At 57.6% G+C, this 18,043-nt stretch carries 18 protein-coding genes; 9 read left to right on the top strand and 9 right to left on the bottom strand.

Going from position 1 to position 18,043, the window contains the following annotated elements:
* Positions 1–978: a taurine ABC transporter substrate-binding protein gene (gene tauA / locus C2E16_RS02015; RefSeq protein WP_071883755.1), complete on the bottom strand. Its 978-nt coding sequence runs from the start codon at positions 976–978 to the stop codon at positions 1–3.
* A 239-nt stretch (positions 979–1,217) separates the two neighbouring features.
* On the opposite strand from tauA, the gene C2E16_RS02010 reads away from it, so the two are divergent.
* On the top strand, positions 1,218–2,198 hold the full coding sequence (locus C2E16_RS02010) for a LacI family DNA-binding transcriptional regulator (protein WP_038629733.1): 981 nt from the start codon (positions 1,218–1,220) through the stop codon (positions 2,196–2,198).
* On the opposite strand, the gene C2E16_RS02005 is transcribed toward C2E16_RS02010, so the two are convergent.
* Positions 2,199–2,801 carry a LysE family translocator gene (locus C2E16_RS02005; RefSeq protein WP_038629732.1) on the bottom strand — a complete coding sequence of 201 codons (603 nt, stop codon included), beginning with the start codon at positions 2,799–2,801 and terminating at the stop codon, positions 2,199–2,201.
* Between the two features lie 80 nt (positions 2,802–2,881).
* On the opposite strand from C2E16_RS02005, the gene C2E16_RS02000 reads away from it, so the two are divergent.
* From C2E16_RS02000 to C2E16_RS01990, 3 genes are all read left to right on the top strand, one after another.
* Positions 2,882–3,874 carry a hydrolase gene (locus C2E16_RS02000; RefSeq protein ID WP_084970195.1) on the top strand — a complete coding sequence of 331 codons (993 nt, stop codon included), beginning with the start codon at positions 2,882–2,884 and terminating at the stop codon, positions 3,872–3,874.
* A 3-nt stretch (positions 3,875–3,877) separates the two neighbouring features.
* On the top strand, positions 3,878–4,096 hold the full coding sequence (locus tag C2E16_RS01995) for a YheU family protein (RefSeq protein ID WP_038629730.1): 219 nt from the start codon (positions 3,878–3,880) through the stop codon (positions 4,094–4,096).
* Between the two features lie 127 nt (positions 4,097–4,223).
* On the top strand, positions 4,224–5,093 hold the full coding sequence (locus C2E16_RS01990; RefSeq protein ID WP_038629729.1) for a phosphoribulokinase: 870 nt from the start codon (positions 4,224–4,226) through the stop codon (positions 5,091–5,093).
* A gap of 9 nt (positions 5,094–5,102) precedes the next feature.
* Here C2E16_RS01990 and C2E16_RS01985 read toward each other — a convergent pair whose 3' ends face one another.
* Positions 5,103–5,510 (bottom strand): OsmC family protein, encoded by a 408-nt coding sequence (locus tag C2E16_RS01985; RefSeq protein ID WP_038629728.1) that lies wholly within the window; start codon positions 5,508–5,510, stop codon positions 5,103–5,105.
* Between the two features lie 299 nt (positions 5,511–5,809).
* On the opposite strand from C2E16_RS01985, the gene crp reads away from it, so the two are divergent.
* The gene (gene crp / locus C2E16_RS01980) at positions 5,810–6,442 is read left to right on the top strand and encodes a cAMP-activated global transcriptional regulator CRP (RefSeq protein ID WP_013510795.1); all 633 of its coding nucleotides are present in this window, start codon (positions 5,810–5,812) and stop codon (positions 6,440–6,442) included.
* Between the two features lie 71 nt (positions 6,443–6,513).
* On the top strand, positions 6,514–8,589 hold the full coding sequence (locus C2E16_RS01975; RefSeq protein WP_038629727.1) for a YccS/YhfK family putative transporter: 2,076 nt from the start codon (positions 6,514–6,516) through the stop codon (positions 8,587–8,589).
* A 129-nt stretch (positions 8,590–8,718) separates the two neighbouring features.
* On the opposite strand, the gene argD is transcribed toward C2E16_RS01975, so the two are convergent.
* The 5 genes from argD to ppiA all read right to left on the bottom strand — a co-directional run bounded on the left by argD (position 8,719) and on the right by ppiA (position 12,084).
* Positions 8,719–9,942: a bifunctional acetylornithine/succinyldiaminopimelate transaminase gene (argD, locus tag C2E16_RS01970; protein ID WP_038629726.1), complete on the bottom strand. Its 1,224-nt coding sequence runs from the start codon at positions 9,940–9,942 to the stop codon at positions 8,719–8,721.
* An 87-nt stretch (positions 9,943–10,029) separates the two neighbouring features.
* A complete protein-coding gene (locus C2E16_RS01965; protein ID WP_038629725.1) occupies positions 10,030–10,617 on the bottom strand; it encodes an aminodeoxychorismate synthase component II in 588 nt (195 codons plus the stop codon).
* 41 nt (positions 10,618–10,658) lie between these two features.
* On the bottom strand, positions 10,659–11,252 hold the full coding sequence (locus C2E16_RS01960; protein ID WP_038629724.1) for a putative adenosine monophosphate-protein transferase Fic: 594 nt from the start codon (positions 11,250–11,252) through the stop codon (positions 10,659–10,661).
* Complete coding sequence (locus C2E16_RS01955; protein WP_071883731.1) at positions 11,242–11,412, bottom strand: YhfG family protein; 171 nt, start codon at positions 11,410–11,412, stop codon at positions 11,242–11,244. The genes C2E16_RS01960 and C2E16_RS01955 overlap by 11 nt, the downstream gene beginning before the upstream one ends.
* A gap of 99 nt (positions 11,413–11,511) precedes the next feature.
* A complete protein-coding gene (gene ppiA, locus C2E16_RS01950) occupies positions 11,512–12,084 on the bottom strand; it encodes a peptidylprolyl isomerase A (protein WP_038629723.1) in 573 nt (190 codons plus the stop codon).
* A 277-nt stretch (positions 12,085–12,361) separates the two neighbouring features.
* On the opposite strand from ppiA, the gene tsgA reads away from it, so the two are divergent.
* The gene (tsgA, locus tag C2E16_RS01945; protein WP_084970196.1) at positions 12,362–13,543 is read left to right on the top strand and encodes an MFS transporter TsgA; all 1,182 of its coding nucleotides are present in this window, start codon (positions 12,362–12,364) and stop codon (positions 13,541–13,543) included.
* 36 nt (positions 13,544–13,579) lie between these two features.
* Here tsgA and C2E16_RS01940 read toward each other — a convergent pair whose 3' ends face one another.
* A complete protein-coding gene (locus C2E16_RS01940; RefSeq protein ID WP_084970197.1) occupies positions 13,580–14,869 on the bottom strand; it encodes a cytosine deaminase in 1,290 nt (429 codons plus the stop codon).
* 228 nt (positions 14,870–15,097) lie between these two features.
* On the opposite strand from C2E16_RS01940, the gene nirB reads away from it, so the two are divergent.
* Positions 15,098–17,641: a nitrite reductase large subunit NirB gene (gene nirB / locus C2E16_RS01935; protein ID WP_038629720.1), complete on the top strand. Its 2,544-nt coding sequence runs from the start codon at positions 15,098–15,100 to the stop codon at positions 17,639–17,641.
* Positions 17,638–17,967, top strand: coding sequence for a nitrite reductase small subunit NirD (gene nirD / locus C2E16_RS01930; protein ID WP_084970198.1), 330 nt, complete (start codon positions 17,638–17,640; stop codon positions 17,965–17,967). Before nirB ends, nirD begins: the two co-directional genes overlap by 4 nt.
* Positions 17,968–18,043 lie beyond the last annotated feature (76 nt).

The following is an 18,043-nucleotide window of genomic DNA, read 5'->3' as shown; positions in this document are numbered from 1 at the left end:
TTACTGTTTCGCCAGGGGACGAACAAAGCGGTCAGTGACGTAACCCCGGTAATCCGGCGCCACCTGCGCGACTTTGCCCTGCTCTTTCAGGAACTGGGCGGTATCGCTAATCGCCTTGCTTACCGGCTGGCCAAGCTGCGCGATCTGTTGGTCAACGTTCAGGTAGGTATTGCCTTCAACCAGCTCTGGCACCTGATCCACCGGCGCGCCGCTGAACCGAGAAAGCGTCTCCAGATGTTGCCGCTGCTGCAGCCACTGTTGCGGCTGCGCAAGATAGTCCTGCTGCGCCGCCAGCGTGCTGCGGGCGAAAGCAGTGACAATCTCCGGGTGCTGCGCGGCGAAATCCTTACGCACGACCCAGACATCCAGCGTCGGCGCGCCCCATTTGCCCACCTGCGCCGAATCGGTCAGCACGGCGCCGGTTTTCGCCAGTTCATTTACCGCCGGCGCCCAAACGTAAGCACCGTCAATCTCCCCGCGTTGCCAGGCGGCGATAATCGCCGGCGGCTGCAGATTGATGATTTGCAGTTGATTGGGCTTGATGCCCCAGTGCTTCAGCGCAGCCAGCAAGCTATAGTGAGTGGTGGAGATAAACGGCACCGCGATGCGTTTGCCGATCAGATCCTGCGGCGAGGTGATTTTTTTGTTCACCACCAGCGCTTCTGAGCTGCCAAGTTGCGAGGCAAGCAGGAAAACTTCGATAGGTAGTTGTTGACTGGCGGCGACCGCCAGCGGGCTCGATCCAATATTGCCGATCTGCACATCCCCGGAGGCCAGCGCGCGTACTACACTGGAGCCGCTGTCAAACTTGCGCCAGTCAACCTGGGCGCCGCTCTCTTTGGCGAAGGTGTTCTCCGCCTGAGCGATTTTCGCCGGCTCGGCGGACGTTTGCCAGGCGACGGTGACCTCAACGGCGCTCGCCTGTTCCATCAGCAGCAATAAAATGGCTGCTATTGCTAAAAACCGCGTGGTACTCATCATTTTGCGCTCCGCCTGCTGTTATTGTCGTAGTGACTCTGTTGTAACTGAGGCGCAGCCGCATGCTGAAGTAATTAAAAATTATGTTTAATCGCAAACAAACCTTAGAAAATATATCGATATATTTATCTGAAATAGGCAAAAGTAAAATTTATTGAATGATAAATGGTCCTGAATCAGCCAATGTATATAGCGACGTTTTTCAGTCTGTCTGTCGTTGATCTGTCCGAGGATTTTCCATGTCGATTGAGAAAGTTGCCCGTCTTGCTGGTGTATCGACCGCAACCGTTTCGCGGGTGCTGAACGGCTATGAAGGCGTTCGACCGGCTACCCGAGACCGCGTGCTGGCCGCCATCGCCGCCATTCAGTACCAGCCAAATTTGCTGGCGCGTCAGCTGCGCACGTCGCGGAGCCGTATGCTGTTAGTGCTGGTGTCCAATATCATTAACCCCTTCTGCTCGCGCGTGGTGCGCGGCATTGAAGCGGAAGCGGAAGCGCACGGCTACCATATTTTATTATGCAATTCTGATTCTCAGACCCAGCGTGAATCCGCTTATTTGACGCTGCTCAGCGGCAAAGTCGTCGACGGCGTGATCACCATGGACGCCGTCAGCAATTTGCCCGGCCTGCGACAGATGATCGGTGACTCACCGTGGGTGCAGTGCGCCGAAGGCAATCCAGAGAGCGAAGGCTCCTCCGTTACGATCGATAATCAGCAGGCGGCGCGCGAGGCGATCGCGCATCTGACGCAGCGCGGACGGCAGCGGATCGCCATGATTAACGGCGATCCGCGCTATCTCTATGCGCAGCAGCGCGAGAAAGGCTATCGCGCGGCGCTGGCGGAGCGGAATGTAAAGTGGGCCGCCGTAGAGTATGCTAACGAAGTAGAGTGCGAGGCGGGCTATGCGGCGATGGAGCGCCTGCTGGCGCGTGGGCAGCGGCCTGACGCGGTGTTCGCCGTATCGGACGTGTTGGCCGTTGGCGCGATTCACTGCGCCCGTCAACACCAGCTGCGCATCCCGGAAGATATCGCCATGCTGGGCTTTGACGGGCTGCCGTGGAGCGCCATGCTGTCGCCGCCGCTCAGCACGCTGGAACAGCCCATGCATCAACTGGGGGTGCGCAGCGTGCAGCTACTGCTGCAACGTATCAAAGATCCGCACGCCCCCCATGTGCATGAGCAGCTGAACTGCAAACTGGTGGAGCGCGCCTCCAGTTGATTAATGCCAGATTAACAGAACGCAGGCGGCCGTCAGCGCACCCATGGAAAGGTTAAAAATTTTCCAGGCGCGGCGGCTACGTAGCAGGCGCCCAATCAACGTGCCGAAGCCCAGCCAGATAATCCCTGCGACCAGGTTGACCAGCGCCATGCCGATGCTGATCGCCACCACCGATCCCCGATAGGCCTCGCCCGCCAGACTAAAGCTGGCGACAGCGCCCAACGCCATCAGCCAGGCTTTCGGATTCACCAGCTGCAAAATGCCGCCCTGCCAGAACGGCATCGGGCGCGAGGGCGCGTCGCCCATCTCCAACTTTTCATAAGCGGCGGTGGCGATTTTCCACGCCAGCCACAGCAGATAGAGGCTGCCGGCGATTTTCAGAAACAGGTGCAGAGAAGGATACAGCAGGATCAGACTGCCGACGCCGAAGGCGACCAGCAGCAGCATCAGCTGCATGCCGAGCATAATGCCGATCATTAGCGGCATGGAACGTAAAAAACCAAAATTGGCGCCAGCGGTGGTCAGTAACATATTATTCGGGCCTGGTGTAATCGCGGCGACCCAAAGAAAGCCCAACATCGATAAAAACAGACTCAGTTCCATGTAGCGGATATCCCTCATCCTGTAAAATTGCTAACCTGTCGAAGCTATCAGCGAGCCCGGTATCCTACAAGCCTTAGATGATGAAATTAAATCACGTACGTGAGTATTCCTTTATCCCAATGAAAGGGCTGCATAATCCCCATTTGCAGACGGTGTTGCCACGCTTGTTTCGCCGTCGCATTCACCTCAAGCCGCACTGGCAGCGTCTCGATCTGCCGGACGGGGATTTCCTCGATCTCGCCTGGAGCGAAGATCCATCGCAGGCGCGCCATAAGCCGCGCGTGGTGCTGTTTCACGGTCTGGAAGGCAACTTCAACAGCCCTTATGCGCACGGTCTGCTGCAGGCGTGGCGTCAGCGCGGCTGGCTGGGGGTAGTGATGCATTTTCGCGGCTGTAGCGGCGTGCCGAACCGCATGGGCCGCATCTACCACTCCGGCGAAACCGGCGACGCCAGCTACTTTTTACAGTGGCTGCGCGACACGTTCGGCGACGCGCCGACGGCGGCGGTCGGCGTCTCGCTGGGCGGCAATATGCTCGCCTGTCTGATGGGCGAACAGGGCGACGTCTGCCTGCTGGATGCGGGCGTGGTGGTCTCCGCGCCGCTGATGCTGGAGCCATGCAGCGCCAGGCTGGAGCAGGGTTTCTCCCGCGTCTACCAGCGCTACCTGCTGGGCCAGCTCAAGCTTAACGCGCGTCGCAAACTGCAGGCCTGGCCCGGCACGCTGCCGATAGACCTGCCGCAGCTGAACGCGCTAAAACGGCTGCGCGATTTTGATGACGCCATCACCGCGCGCGCCCACGGGTTTATCGACGCCGTTGATTACTACCGCCGCGCCAGCGCTATGCCGCTGTTGCCCAACGTGCGTAAACCGCTGCTCATTATTCATGCGAAAGACGATCCCTTTATGACTGACGAGGTGATCCCCGATCTGACGCAGTTACCTGCTAACATTGAATATCAACTGACAGAACATGGCGGCCACGTTGGTTTTGTCGCCGGTACGCTGCGCCATCCGCAAATGTGGCTGGAACAGCGCATTCCCCAATGGCTTTCACCTTATCTGGATAACTAAGCTGTGATGATTCCCTGGCAAGATCTGGCGCCGGAAACGCTGGATAATCTGATTGAAGCCTTCGTGCTGCGCGAAGGCACCGACTATGGCGAGCAGGAGCGTTCGCTGGCGGAGAAGGTAGAAGATGTTCGTCGCCAGATAAAAAGCGGCGAAGCGGTGCTGGTCTGGTCGGAACTGCATGAAACGGTGAACATTATGCCGCGCGGACAGTTCCGCGGCTAAGCATCGGCATCTCAGCGCTGTGCGCCGCATCACACTATTCGCTTTCTGCGCCGCGCGTGCGGTGATGACACTTCCGGGCTAAACGTGATAACAATGCTCATTGCCCGATTTAACCCAGAGAGTGTCTATGTCAGCCAGACATCCGATTATTGCGGTGACCGGCTCCAGCGGAGCGGGAACCACCACTACCAGCCTTGCCTTTCGCAAAATTTTTCAGCAGCTGAACCTGCACGCCGCGGAGCTGGAAGGCGACAGCTTTCACCGCTATACGCGGCCGGAAATGGATATGGCGATCCGTAAAGCGCGCGACTCAGGACGTCATATCAGCTACTTCGGCCCGGAAGCGAACGATTTCGGCCTGCTGGAGCAGACCTTCGTCGAATATGGCGAAAGCGGCCGCGGCCAGTCGCGTAAATATCTGCATACCTACGATGAAGCGGTGCCGTGGAACCAGGTGCCCGGTACCTTTACCCCCTGGCAGCCGCTGCCGGAGCCGACGGACATTCTGTTTTATGAGGGGCTGCACGGCGGCGTCGTGACCCAGCAGCACAACGTGGCGGAAAAGGTCGATCTGCTGGTCGGCGTCGTGCCGATCGTCAACCTCGAATGGATTCAGAAACTGGTGCGCGACACCAGCGAGCGTGGCCATTCGCGCGAGGCGGTGATGGATTCGGTGGTGCGTTCGATGGAGGATTACATCAACTACATCACACCGCAGTTCTCGCGCACCCATATCAACTTCCAGCGCGTACCGACGGTGGACACCTCTAATCCGTTTGCCGCGCGCGCCATTCCTTCGCTGGATGAAAGTTTTGTCGTGATTCATTTCCGCGGGCTGGAGGATATCGACTTCCCCTATCTGCTGGCGATGTTGCAAGGCTCGTTTATTTCGCACATCAATACGCTGGTGGTGCCGGGCGGCAAAATGGGGCTGGCGATGGAGCTGATTATGCTGCCGCTGGTGAAACGGCTGATCGAAGGGAAAGAGATCGTTTAACTGACCCTGTCAGGGCGTTTCGATTCGCTCATAGCTGTGGGTAATGGCGACGCTTTTGCCCAGCATCATCGCTACGGTGCAATACTTTTCGGCGGAGAGTGTGACAGCGCGCGCTACCGCCTTATCGCTCAGGCCGCTGCCGCTGACGATAAAATGCAGGTTGATATGGGTAAAAACGCGCGGCTCCTCCTCGGCGCGCTCCGAAGTCAATCTGACCTCGCAGTCGCTTACCGCGTGACGCCCCTTTTGCAAAATAGAGACAACATCGACGGCGCTGCAACCGCCGGCCGCCAGCAAAATCATCTCCATTGGACTTGGCGATTTATCGCCGGAATTGCCATCCATCAGAATCTGATGGCCAGAGGCGGACTCGCCCATAAAGGTCAGCCCTTCTACCCATTTTACGCGTGCCTGCATATTCACCGTTCTCCGGATAATTCAGCTCATTGCCAGCCTACGCTTTCAATGACTAAACGGCAATTGTCCGATTCACCTCAAGCTGAAGCGAGACAACAGGAGACAGTAAGATAAAGCTGTGCTACAAACAAAGCTGTAATATTTTCGTTCTAAGAAACGAATACGGGACTCTTTCACGCCTGGGCGCGCCAAATTTTCCCGAATAAATTTCCAGCAGGAAACGCCAGAAGATTTTAACGCCTGACAGGGAAAACTGCCCCCTGTATTTAGGGCACGATTACAACAGAGGATAACAGCGAATGGTTCTCGGCAAACCGCAAACAGACCCTACTCTCGAATGGTTCCTGTCACATTGCCATATTCATAAGTATCCATCGAAAAGCACATTGATTCACCAGGGTGAAAAGGCCGAAACGCTCTATTACATCGTAAAAGGTGCGGTCGCGGTGCTGATTAAGGATGAAGAAGGCAAAGAGATGATCCTCTCCTACCTCAACCAGGGTGATTTCATTGGCGAGCTTGGCCTGTTCGAAGAAGGCCAGGAGCGCAGCGCATGGGTGCGGGCGAAAACCGCCTGTGAAGTGGCTGAAATTTCTTATAAGAAGTTCCGTCAGTTGATTCAGGTGAACCCTGATATTCTGATGCGTCTCTCCGCTCAGATGGCACGTCGCCTGCAGGTTACGTCAGAGAAAGTGGGCAATTTAGCTTTCCTGGACGTTACGGGCCGCATCGCGCAGACGCTGCTCAACCTGGCAAAACAGCCTGACGCCATGACCCACCCCGACGGGATGCAGATCAAAATCACCCGTCAGGAAATCGGCCAGATCGTTGGCTGTTCGCGTGAAACGGTCGGTCGTATTTTGAAAATGCTGGAAGATCAAAACCTGATCTCCGCTCACGGTAAAACGATTGTCGTCTACGGCACACGTTAAGCTTATTTAAACGCACGGCGTGATGCCCCCGCATCACGCCGTGTTTATTTTTGTGATGTGGCGATGTGGCGATGTGGCGGAGAATTATCTACCATCCTGAAGTGAACTACGCACTGCGTCAGACGCTGGTGCTCTGTTTACCGGTGGCCGTCGGCTGGCTGCTGGGGGATTTGCAAAAAGGATTGCTGTTTTCGCTGGTGCCCGCCTGCTGCAACATCGCCGGTCTGGATACGCCGCATAAACGCTTCTTTAAGCGGCTGATCGTCGGCGGTTCGCTGTTCGCGCTCAGCAGCCTTCTCGTTCAGTGGCTCTCGCTGCAACAGGTGCCGCTGCCCGCCACGCTGTTCGTCATGGCGCTGCTGCTGGGAGTCACCGGTGAAATCGGCCCGCTGCACGCGCGTCTTTTGCCCGCCTCGCTGATCGCCGCGATTTTTACCCTCGGACTGGTAGGACGTATGCCCCTTTGGGCGCCGCCGCTGCTCTATATCGGCGGCACCTTCTGGTACGGCCTGTTCAACTGGTTCTGGTTCCGCCTGTGGAAAGAACAGCCGCTGCGTGAAAGCCTCAGCCTCCTTTATCGCGAGCTGGCCGACTACTGCGAAGCGAAATATACCCTGCTGACCCAGCTTTCCGACCCTGAAAAGGCGCTGCCGCCGCTGCTGGCGCGCCAGCAAAAAGCGGTCGATCTGATCAATACCTGTTATCAGCAGATGCATATGCTGGCGGCCAACCGCGACCATAGCCACCAGCGCCTGACGCGCGCCTTTCAGGTAGCGCTCGATTTGCAGGAGCATATCGCCGTCAGCCTGCATCAGCCGGAAGAGGTGCAGAAGCTGGTGGAGCGAAGCCATGCGGAAGCGGTAATCCGCTGGAATGCGCAGACCATCGCCGCGCGCCTGCGCGAGCTGGGGGACGACATGCTCTATCATCGCCTGCCGTCACGTTTCAGCATGGAAAAGCCGCTGCTGGGGCTGGAAAAAATCGCCCGGCAACATCCAGAAAATCCGGTCGGCCATTTCTGCTACTACCACTTCAGCCGTATTGCGCGCGTGTTGCGCACGCAGCGCCCGCTTTATCGTCGCGATTTAATGGCGGATCGCCAACGTCGACTGCCGCTGCTGGCGGCGCTGCGCAGCTATCTGTCGCTAAAATCAGCCGCGCTGCGCACCGCGGCGCGCTTTGCGGTGATGCTGGTGTTCGGCAGCGCCTTAGCGCTCGCCTTTAACGTGCCGAAACCGTGGTGGATTTTAATGACTATCATGTTCGTCAGTCAGAACGGCTACAGCGCCACGCGCGTGCGCATCCAGCACCGCGCCGCCGGTACGCTGGCCGGGCTGGCCATCGCCGCCGCCACCCTGCGCTTTTCGGTGCCGGAATCGGTCGTACTGCTGGTGATGTTGGCGATTACCCTAATCAGCTACCTGTTTATTCGCAAATATTACGGCTGGGCGACCATCGGCTTTACCGTCACCGCCGTTTACTCGTTGCAGCTGCTGGCGTTAAACGGCGCGCAGTTCCTGCTGCCGCGCCTGATGGATACGCTGATGGGCTGCTGCATCGCCTTCGGCGGCATGATCTGGCTGTGGCCGCAGTGGCAAAGCGGCCTGCTGCGCCAGAATGCTCACGATGCGCTGGAGGCCGATCAAGAGGCGCTGCGTATGCTGTTAGGCAACGAGCCGTCACCGCAGAAGCTCGCCTGGCAACGGGTCGCCGTCAATCAGGCGCACAATGCGCTGTTCAACTCGTTGAATCAGGCTATGCAGGAACCGGCGTTTAATACCCGCTACCTGAACGATATGAAACTTTGGGTGACCCACAGTCAGTTTATCGTCGAGCATATCAACGCCATGACCATTCTGGCGCGGGAACACACCATGCTGCCGCCGGATCTGGCGCAGCGCTATCTGCAATCCTGTGAGATTGCGCTCCAGCGCTGCCAGCAACGGCTGGAGTATGACGGACCGGGCCAGGAGAGCAATATTCTGGAAAGTCAGGGCGGCGAGCCGGAAGGCGCGGTGACGATTATGGAACGTCACGTGAAACGCATCCTTGAACACCTTTCAGTGATGCACACCATCTCCTCTCTCGCCTGGAGCCAGCGGCCGCGCCACGGCAAATGGCTGGCGCGTCGCCTGCGTAAAGGGTAAAAAAAGCGCCTCCGCAGAGGCGCTTACCTAACGTATAAGCTTCAGGGCGCGACCTTTAATCGACATGCGCAGACAAGGCGTTCTGCCGGGACGCAGGCTTTACGCCGGGCGCTTCCTTAACAAGGCCATTCAAGCGGCATTCAGCGCCTTTTCCGCCGCACGGGCGAAGCGCGCCATGCCATCGCCGATATCCGCCAGCGGGATCACCAGCGACGGGGCGAAGCGAATAACCTCGGTGCCTGCGGTCAACACCATTACGCCTTCTTCCGCCGCCGCATGCAGAATATCGCGCGCCTTGCCTTTATGCTGCGGCTTCAGCTGCGCGCCGATCAGCAGCCCTTTGCCGCGAATCTCGCTAAACAGATCCAGCTTCGCGTTGATCGCTTCCAGCGCCTCGATAAAGCGCTGACGACGTGCGGTTACGCCCTCCAGCACCTGTGGCGTGTTAATAATATCCAGCGCCGCTTCCGCCACTGCGCAGGCAAGCGGGTTGCCGCCGTAGGTGGTGCCATGAACGCCCGGCGCCATCGCCGAGGCGATTTTATCGGTGGTCAGCATGGCGCTGACCGGGAAGCCGCCGCCCAGCGCCTTCGCTGTAGTGAGGATGTCGGGCTGTATGCCGTAGTGCTGATAGGCGAACAGCTTGCCGCTGCGTCCCATGCCGCTCTGTACCTCATCCAACACCAGCAGCGCCTGATGCTCGTCGCACAGCTGACGCAGCCCCTGCATAAAGGCTGCGGTCGCGGGCGTTACGCCGCCTTCGCCCTGAATCGGCTCCACTACGATGGCGCAGGTATGATCGTCAATCACCGCCTTCACCGCCTCAAGATCGTTAAAGGGAACGTGAACGATATCGGCGGGTTTTGGACCAAAGCCGTCGGAATATTTAGGCTGGCCGCCGACGGAAACGGTAAACAGCGTGCGGCCATGGAAGGCATTATGGAAAGCGATAATCTTACTTTTGTAGGGGCTGTGGCGCGTCGCCGCATAGTAGCGCGCCAGCTTGAAGGCGGCCTCGTTCGCTTCGGCGCCGGAGTTAGCAAAGAATACACGTTCGGCGAAGGTAGCGGCGATCAGCTTGCTGGCAAGTCGCAGCGCTGGCTCGTTGGTAAACACGTTGCTGGTATGCCACAGCGTTTCACCCTGCGTTTTCAGCGCCTCTACCAGCGCAGGATGACAGTGACCCAGCGCGGTCACCGCGATGCCGCCGGAAAAATCGATATACTCTTTCCCCTGCTGATCCCATACTCGGCTGCCCTTTCCTTTCACCGGCACAAACTGCGCTGGTGCATAAACAGGCAAAATCACTTTATCAAACGTATCCCGCGTTACCGCCATTTTTTCCGCTGCCATTCCCTACCTCGTCTGCTTACACATAACCATTGAGTGAAAAAATAATCAATAAATATGCATAATAAGTCAAACAAATTCGTGCAGCGCTTATAGGTTGGGCCGACGGCGCAGAAAATTCGCCAACAGTTCATGCCCCTGCTGGCTCAGAATACTCTCCGGATGAAACTGCACGCCCTCTACATCCAGCGTCTTATGCCGCAGGCCCATAATCTCATCAGGCTCGCCGTCGCGCAGGCTCCAGGCGGTTACCTCCAGCGTCTCCGGCAGCGTCTCTTTTTCCACAATCAGCGAATGGTAGCGGGTTACGGTTAACGGCTGCGCCAGCCCGGCAAAAACGCCGCGCTGCTGGTGCGCGATAGCGGACGTTTTACCGTGCATCACCTGACGGGCGCGCACCACGCGCGCGCCGAACACCTGCGCCAGCGCCTGATGCCCAAGACAAACGCCCAGTACCGGCAGCTTGCCGGCAAAAGCGCGAATAGCGTCAAGGGAGATGCCTGATTCGTCAGGCGTACAGGGGCCGGGGGAGATAACCAGGTGGGTCAGCGGCAACGACTGCATCTCCGCCAGGGCGATTTCATCATTGCGGCGCACCAGTACTTCCGCATCCAGCTCGCAGAAGTACTGATACAGGTTCCAGGTGAAAGAGTCGTAATTATCGATAAGCAGCAGCATGTTTGCTCCGGGCTGAACCAAAACGCCGCTATTCTACGCGCTTACTCCGGCTCGCTCACTACGTTGGCGAAGATATTGATTAGCCCGTCCAGATCGCCGCGCACGCTCTCTTCATTGGCTTTAAGCCAGGCGTCGCGTTCAGTCTTGCTCCAGTCGATATCGTAGCCGGCGTGAATAATCAGCTGCTCGAAGAAAAGACGCTGCGCGCGGCCGTTGCCGTCGCGAAACGGATGCAGCATATTGATTTCACAGTAGTAGTGCGCCAGCCGCGCCACGAACTGCTCGAAAGGCAGATCGGCCAGGCCGTTCTCCTCCTCCAGCGCATCCATCAGCGCGTTGCCTTCTTTCTCAATATATTCAAAGTGGCAGAAAGGCGTGTCGCCGAGGTAAAGATCGATTTCGCGGATCTCGCCCGCCCATTCATAAAGATCCTGAAACAGGGTGCGGTGGATGGCGCAAAGATAAGGGAAGCCCAGATTACGCGGTCCCAGTTCGATGGTCGCGGCGCGTAGCGAGGTAAATGCCACCTCCGCTTTTTGTAACTGGGCGGCGTCATGAATATCCAGCCGGTTGCGCAGCACATCGTCGTTTTGCCAGTAGTAGGGATCGCGCCCGTTCATTGCGTTAGCCGCCATATTGCCTCCGTAGCGCCTGCAAGCGCTCGCCGGCCTGTTCGGCATCCAGCGTTACTTCGATAAACGATAAGCCTTCCAGTTTGCTACTGGCCAGAAAGTTGGCGTTGCGCCGCCGTTGCCACAGCGTCGCCTTCTGCTTTTCGGTCAGTTTTGTTGGCATACTGCCTCCGGTCAGGGAATGAATGACCTAAGTATAAGCAGCAAAACGCCGGTCTGCTGACGGGAGGAGGTAGCCGCCGCAGACGCGACGGCTTAATGCTTACGGCAGGACTTTCGCGGAGAGGATCACAACCGGCTTGCTGGGAACATTTTGATAAGGGCCGATATTTTTAGTCGGCACCTGAGAAATCTTGTCGGCGACCTCCATGCCTTTTACCACTTTGCCGAAGACGGCATAGCCAAAGTCGCGCTGACCGTGGTCGAGGAAGGCGTTGTCGGTGACGTTAATAAAGAACTGGCTGGTGGCGCTGTCTTTCTCAGCGGTGCGCGCCATGGCGATAGTACCGCGCGTATTACGCAGGCCGTTGTCCGCTTCGTTTTTAATCGGCGCGTTAACAGGTTTCTGCTGCATATCAGTGGTGAAGCCGCCGCCCTGGATCATAAAGCCGGGGATCACGCGATGAAAAGTCGTATTGTTGTAAAAGCCGCTGTTGACGTAATCAACAAAATTCTTAACCGACACCGGTGCTTTCTGGTTATTCAGTTCAAGTTCGATATTACCGGCGGAGGTGGTCAGGAGGACGTGCGTATCGCCCTGCGCAGCAAAACCAGGAGCGGAAAAAGTGGACAGCGCGAAGAGTGCCGCGACCGCTGTCAAAGTACGTTTCACCATGAATGATTCCTTACTGAGGCCACAAAATCAAAACGAAATTGATTGTAAAGAGCATGTTGAGCAAGAGCCAGCGTTTTACCTTTATTTACTTAATGCGACGTGCTACGCAAACGTTAACGTCTGCCCGTTAAAGGGTGATTCACATCACAGTATTGATGAAATGAATAAAGGTAATTTCATCGTTAGTTTGATCGCGGATGAAATTTCTTTACACTTCCCGTCGACTACTCCCTGTGCTGTTTCAGACAGGCTCCCTTAGGCTCAAGGTTCCCCAACTATGACAAATCGTAACCGCATTGGACTGACGTGGATCAGTTTCTTTTCCTATGCGCTCACCGGCGCACTGGTCATTGTCACCGGGATGGTTTTAGGCGATATCGCTAACTATTTCCAGCTTCCGGTTTCTGAAATGAGCAATACCTTCACCTTCCTCAATACCGGTATCCTGGTTGCGGTATTCCTTAATGCCTGGCTGATGGAGATCGTGCCGCTGAAGCGTCAGCTGATCTTCGGCTTCGTGCTGATGTTGCTGGCGGTGCTGGGCCTGATGACCAGCCACAGCCTGGCGGTGTTCTCTGTCTGTATGTTCGTGCTGGGCGTAGTAAGCGGCATTACCATGTCGATCGGCACCTTCCTGATCACCCATATTTATGAAGGTCGTCAGCGCGGATCGCGTCTGCTGTTTACCGACTCCTTCTTCAGCATGGCCGGTACGGTTTTCCCGGTGATTGCCGGCATGCTGCTGGCGCGCCATTTGCCGTGGTACTGGGTTTATGTCTGCATTGGCGTCATTTATCTGGCGATTTTCCTGCTGACGCTGACCGTTGAATTCCCGGTTCTGGGCAAAAAACAGCATGACGCGCAGCCGGTCGCCAAAGAGAAATGGGGCGTGGGCGTACTGCTGCTTTCTATCGCCGCGCTCTGCTATATCCTGGGCCAGCTGGGCTTTATCTCCTGGGTGCCGGAATACGCCACTAAATCCATGGGCATGGATATCAGCGCCGCCGGTCAGCTGGTAGGCAACTTCTGGACCTCTTATATGATCGGCATGTGGGCGTTCAGCTTCATCCTGCGCTTCTTCGATCTGCAACGTATTCTGATGGTGCTGGCGGCGCTGGCGACCCTGCTAATGTACTGGTTCGTTAGCAGCACCGAACCGGGCATGCTGAAGTGGATCATTATCGGCCTGGGCTTCTTCTCCAGCGCGATTTACACCACTATCATCACTCTCGGCTCGCAGCAGACGAAAGTCTCTTCGCCGAAGCTGGTGAACTTTATCCTGACCTGCGGCACCGTCGGCACCATGCTGACTTTCGTGGTGACCGGCCCTATCGTGGCGAAAGGCGGCGCGCACGCGGCGCTGGCGACCGCAAACGGCCTCTACGCCGTGGTGTTTGTTATGTGTCTGCTGCTGGGCTTTGTCTCTAAGCATCGTCAGAACGGCCACGCCGGGCATTAATCTCTTTGGGCGAAACCGATCGGTTTCGCCCGTTCTCTATCTCTGCCGCTTAAAATCGACGTCTTCCGCCTCCGGCAGCCAGATCTGCGTCCGCGCCGGTTCGGTGGCGGCAATCACCTTTCCCTGACGCACGGAATAGCGCGCCGTCACCTGACGCCGCACCGCATCGAAGCCGCTTTCCGCTGGCAGGATAATCAGGTTCGCGCCGTTGCCGACCTGAATACCGTAATCATCCAGCTGTAACGTTTTCGCGCTGTGGTGCGTCACCAGATTCAGGCCATTATCGATCTGCTCATAACCCATCAGCTGACAGACATGCAGCCCCATATGCAGCACCTGCAGCATGCTGGCGGTGCCGAGCGGATACCAGGGATCGAACACGTCGTCATGACCGAAGCAGACATTAATGCCCGCCTCCAGCATCTCTTTGACTCGCGTCACGCCACGCCGCTTCGGATAGTCGTCAAAACGCCCCTGCAGATGAATATTGACCAGCGGATTAGCGACGAAATTAATGCCGGAGAGCTTCAACAGCCGAAACAGACGCGACGTATAGGCGCCGTTATAAGAGTGCATCGCGGTGGTATGGCTGGCGGTCACGCGCGCGCCCATCTTTTCCCTGTGCGCCAGCGCCGCCACGGTTTCCACAAATCGCGACTGCTCATCGTCGATTTCATCGCAGTGCACATCAACCTGACGCTGATACTTCTGCGCCAGCGCGAAGGCGATATGCAGCGATTCTACGCCATATTCGCGGGTAAACTCGTAGTGCGGAATGGCGCCCACCACGTCCGCGCCCAGCCGCAGCGCCTCTTCCAACAGCGCCGCGCCGTCGGGATAAGAGAGAATACCCTCCTGCGGAAAAGCGACCAGCTGCAGCGTGATCCAGGGCGCCATCTCCTGCTTCAGCGCCAGCAGCGCCCGCAGCGCGGTCAGGCTGGGATCGGAGACGTCCACGTGAGTGCGCACATATTGCACGCCCTGCGCAACCTGCCACTTCAGGGTTTGCGTCGCGCGGCGCTTCACATCCTCAACGGTCAGCTGCGCCTTGCGTTCGGCCCAGCGCTCGATGCCCTCAAACAGCGTGCCCGACTGGTTCCATGAAGGCTCTCCGGCGGTCTGCGTCGTGTCCAGATGGATATGCGGCTCGACAAAGGGCGGCCAGGCGATGCCGCCTTCCGCGTCCAGCGCCGTTTCACTCGCTTCAAAACGCGCAGGCTGCGGCACTATCTGAGCAATCTTGCCGTCGGCGATGGCAATTTGCCACAGGCCGTCGCGACCCGGCAAACGCAGGCGGTTTATGCTGCGCAGTTCACTAACTGCCATATCGGGCTCCTTAGTATTAGAACGCTGAAATCAGGCTAACACGATTTAGCGCAGCGGGATAAAGTTGCGCTTTACGCTAAGTTGCGGATAATAACTGGATTAATAAAATACTCCTGAAATCAATAGCATACTACTAAAGGAGTATTTTGCTGCTCAATTGATGCACATCAATAAGCTTGCTAACAATCGCGCTATTGTTGCCCCAATTAGATCAAATTTGAGGCAAAAATGAGCATTGTCAAACTCGCCATCATTGGTAATGGCATGGTTGGCCACCGCTTCATTGAGGAACTGATCGATAAAGCCGAACCGGGCCAGTTCGACATTACCGTCTTCTGTGAAGAACCGCGTGTGGCTTACGACCGCGTCCATCTTTCCGCATACTTCTCTCACCATACCGCTGAAGAACTTTCGCTGGTACGTGAAGGCTATTATGAAAAACATGGCGTTCGTGTACTGCTTGGCGAGCGGGCGATCACCCTTAACCGCAAGGAAAAGGTGATCCACTCCAGCAGCGGCCGCGCCGTGCAGTATGACAAACTGATCCTCGCCACCGGCTCCTGGCCGTGGATCCCGCCGATTAAAGGCTCCGACGGCCCGGACTGTTTCGTCTATCGCACCATCGAAGATCTGAACGCGATTGAAGAGTGCGCGCGCCGCAGCAAAAGCGGCGCGGTGATCGGCGGCGGCCTGCTGGGTCTGGAAGCGGCGGGCGCGCTGAAAAACCTTGGCGTGGAAACCCACGTCATCGAGTTCGCGCCGGTATTGATGGCTGAACAGCTCGACGTACAGGGCGGCAACCAGCTGCGCCAGAAAATCGAGCAGATGGGCGTGCGGGTTCACACCAGCAAAAATACGCAGAATATCGCTCACCATGCGGCAGGCAAAACGCTGGAATTCGCCGATGGCACCAGCCTCGACGTCGATTTCATCGTCTTCTCCACCGGCATCCGCGCGCAGGACAAGCTGGCGCGCCAGTGCGATCTGCCGGTAGGGCCGCGCGGCGGCATCCAGATTAATGATTTCTGCCAGAGCGCCGACCCGGACATCTACGCTATTGGCGAATGCGCCGCCTGGAACGAGAAAATCTTCGGCCTGGTGGCGCCGGGCTACAAAATGGCGCAGGTCGCCAGCGATCATCTGTTGGGCCGCGCCAACCGGTTCAGCGGGGCGGACATGAGCGCCAAGCTGAAGCTGCTGGGCGTGGACGTCGGCGGCATCGGCGACGCGCACGGTCGCACGCCGGGCGCGCGCAGCTACGTTTACCTGAATGAGCAGACCGGCGTCTACAAACGTTTGGTGGTCAGCCCCGATAACCAGTATCTGCTGGGCGCGGTGCTGGTCGGCGACACCAGCGACTATGGTCAACTGCTGCAACTGATGCTGAACCAGATTAAACTGCCGGAGCATCCCGACAGCCTGATTCTGCCTTCCCATGCGGGCGGCGAAAAACCGGCGCTGGGCGTCGAATCGCTGCCGGACAGCGCGCAGATCTGTTCCTGCTTCGACGTATCGAAAGGCGATATCATTCAGGCCGTGGCCAAAGGCTGCCACACCGTCGCCGCCATTAAAACTGAAACCCGCGCTGGCACCGGCTGTGGCGGCTGCGTCCCGCTGATCACGCAGGTGCTGAACGCCGAGCTGAGCCGCCAGGGCATTGAAGTCAACAACCACCTGTGCGAGCACTTCGCCTGGTCGCGTCAGGAGCTTTATCATCTGATCCGCGTGGAAGGCATTAAGAGTTTCGACGAGCTGTTGAGCAAATATGGTCAGGGCTACGGCTGCGAAGTCTGTAAACCGACCGTGGGCTCCCTGCTCGCCTCCTGCTGGAACGACTATGTGCTGGAACCGCAGCATACGCCGTTGCAGGACAGCAACGACAACTTCCTCGGCAATATCCAGAAAGACGGCACCTATTCGGTTATTCCGCGCTCCGCCGGCGGCGAGATCAGCCCCGAAGGACTGGTGGCTATCGGAAAAATCGCGCGTCAGTATAACCTCTACACCAAAATCACCGGCTCGCAGCGCATCGGCCTGTTCGGCGCGCAGAAAGATGACCTGCCGGCCATCTGGAGCCAGCTGATCGAAGCGGGCTTTGAAACCGGCCACGCCTACGCTAAGGCGCTGCGCATGGCGAAAACCTGTATCGGTAGCACCTGGTGCCGCTACGGCGTCGGCGACAGCCTCGGCTTCGGCATCGAGCTGGAAAACCGTTATAAGGGCATCCGCACGCCGCACAAAATGAAATTCGGCGTCTCCGGCTGTACGCGCGAATGCGCGGAGGCGCAGGGTAAAGATGTCGGCATTATCGCTACCGATAAAGGCTGGAATCTCTACGTTTGCGGCAACGGCGGCATGAAACCGCGTCATGCCGATCTGCTGGCGGCCGATCTCGATAAAGAGACGCTGGTGCGCTATCTCGATCGCTTTATGATGTTCTATATCCGCACCGCCGATAAACTGCAACGCACCTCTCTGTGGCTGGAAAGCCTCGAAGGCGGCATCGACTACGTGCGCAGTATCATTATTGATGACAAGCTGGGTCTTAACGAGCAGCTGGAGGCGGAAATGGCGCAGCTGCGCAGCCGCGTGGTGTGTGAATGGAAAGCGACGCTTGACCAGCCAGAACGCCAGACGCGATTCGCGCACTTTATCAATAGCCCGCAGCGCGATCCGCTGGTGCAGATGGTGGCAGAGCGCGGACAGCATCGTCCGGCCCGCCCTTATGAGCGCATCGAGGTGAAACTGATTGAAGAGGAGGAGCAGGCATGAGCCGCTGGCAATCCATCTGTAAATTAGAGGCCATCCTGCCCGCGACCGGCGTTTGCGCGCTGGTCGACGGCGAACAGGTCGCTATCTTCCGTCCGCGTGCGGATGAAGAGCTGTACGCCATCAGCAACATCGATCCCTTCGCCCAAGCGAGCGTGCTGTCGCGCGGCATTATCGCCGAGCATCAGCAGGAGTTGTGGGTCGCCAGCCCGCTGAAAAAACAGCGCTTCCGTCTGCGTGACGGACTCTGCATGGAAGATTCCAGCCACTCTGTCCGCAGCTGGCCAGTACGCGTGCGGGAGGGCCAGGTAGAAGTCGCCTGCGACTAAGGCCGTCTGCCGCAAAGATAAGGTTCCGTTTATTCCTGCCCGCGGCGCACATCGTGCGCCGCATCACCTGCAAACC

The sequence above is a fragment of the Mixta calida genome (assembly GCF_002953215.1).
In the GTDB taxonomy this organism is placed as follows: Bacteria; Pseudomonadota; Gammaproteobacteria; order Enterobacterales; family Enterobacteriaceae; genus Mixta; species Mixta calida.
Note: the sequence above shows the minus strand (reverse complement) of the source record. Positions and strands in the feature narration are given on the sequence as shown.

Excerpts from the sequence above, each read along its gene's own strand:
- tauA (WP_071883755.1), bottom strand. The coding sequence starts at position 978 with ATGAGTACCACGCGGTTTTTAGCAATAGCAGCCATTTTATTGCTGCTG.
- C2E16_RS02010 (WP_038629733.1), top strand. The coding sequence starts at position 1,218 with ATGTCGATTGAGAAAGTTGCCCGTCTTGCTGGTGTATCGACCGCAACC.
- C2E16_RS02005 (WP_038629732.1), bottom strand. The coding sequence starts at position 2,801 with ATGGAACTGAGTCTGTTTTTATCGATGTTGGGCTTTCTTTGGGTCGCC.
- C2E16_RS02000 (WP_084970195.1), top strand. The coding sequence starts at position 2,882 with ATGAAATTAAATCACGTACGTGAGTATTCCTTTATCCCAATGAAAGGG.
- C2E16_RS01990 (WP_038629729.1), top strand. The coding sequence starts at position 4,224 with ATGTCAGCCAGACATCCGATTATTGCGGTGACCGGCTCCAGCGGAGCG.
- C2E16_RS01985 (WP_038629728.1), bottom strand. The coding sequence starts at position 5,510 with ATGCAGGCACGCGTAAAATGGGTAGAAGGGCTGACCTTTATGGGCGAG.
- crp (WP_013510795.1), top strand. The coding sequence starts at position 5,810 with ATGGTTCTCGGCAAACCGCAAACAGACCCTACTCTCGAATGGTTCCTG.
- C2E16_RS01975 (WP_038629727.1), top strand. The coding sequence starts at position 6,514 with ATGTGGCGGAGAATTATCTACCATCCTGAAGTGAACTACGCACTGCGT.
- argD (WP_038629726.1), bottom strand. The coding sequence starts at position 9,942 with ATGGCAGCGGAAAAAATGGCGGTAACGCGGGATACGTTTGATAAAGTG.
- C2E16_RS01965 (WP_038629725.1), bottom strand. The coding sequence starts at position 10,617 with ATGCTGCTGCTTATCGATAATTACGACTCTTTCACCTGGAACCTGTAT.
- C2E16_RS01960 (WP_038629724.1), bottom strand. The coding sequence starts at position 11,252 with ATGGCGGCTAACGCAATGAACGGGCGCGATCCCTACTACTGGCAAAAC.
- C2E16_RS01955 (WP_071883731.1), bottom strand. The coding sequence starts at position 11,412 with ATGCCAACAAAACTGACCGAAAAGCAGAAGGCGACGCTGTGGCAACGG.
- ppiA (WP_038629723.1), bottom strand. The coding sequence starts at position 12,084 with ATGGTGAAACGTACTTTGACAGCGGTCGCGGCACTCTTCGCGCTGTCC.
- tsgA (WP_084970196.1), top strand. The coding sequence starts at position 12,362 with ATGACAAATCGTAACCGCATTGGACTGACGTGGATCAGTTTCTTTTCC.
- C2E16_RS01940 (WP_084970197.1), bottom strand. The coding sequence starts at position 14,869 with ATGGCAGTTAGTGAACTGCGCAGCATAAACCGCCTGCGTTTGCCGGGT.
- nirB (WP_038629720.1), top strand. The coding sequence starts at position 15,098 with ATGAGCATTGTCAAACTCGCCATCATTGGTAATGGCATGGTTGGCCAC.
- nirD (WP_084970198.1), top strand. The coding sequence starts at position 17,638 with ATGAGCCGCTGGCAATCCATCTGTAAATTAGAGGCCATCCTGCCCGCG.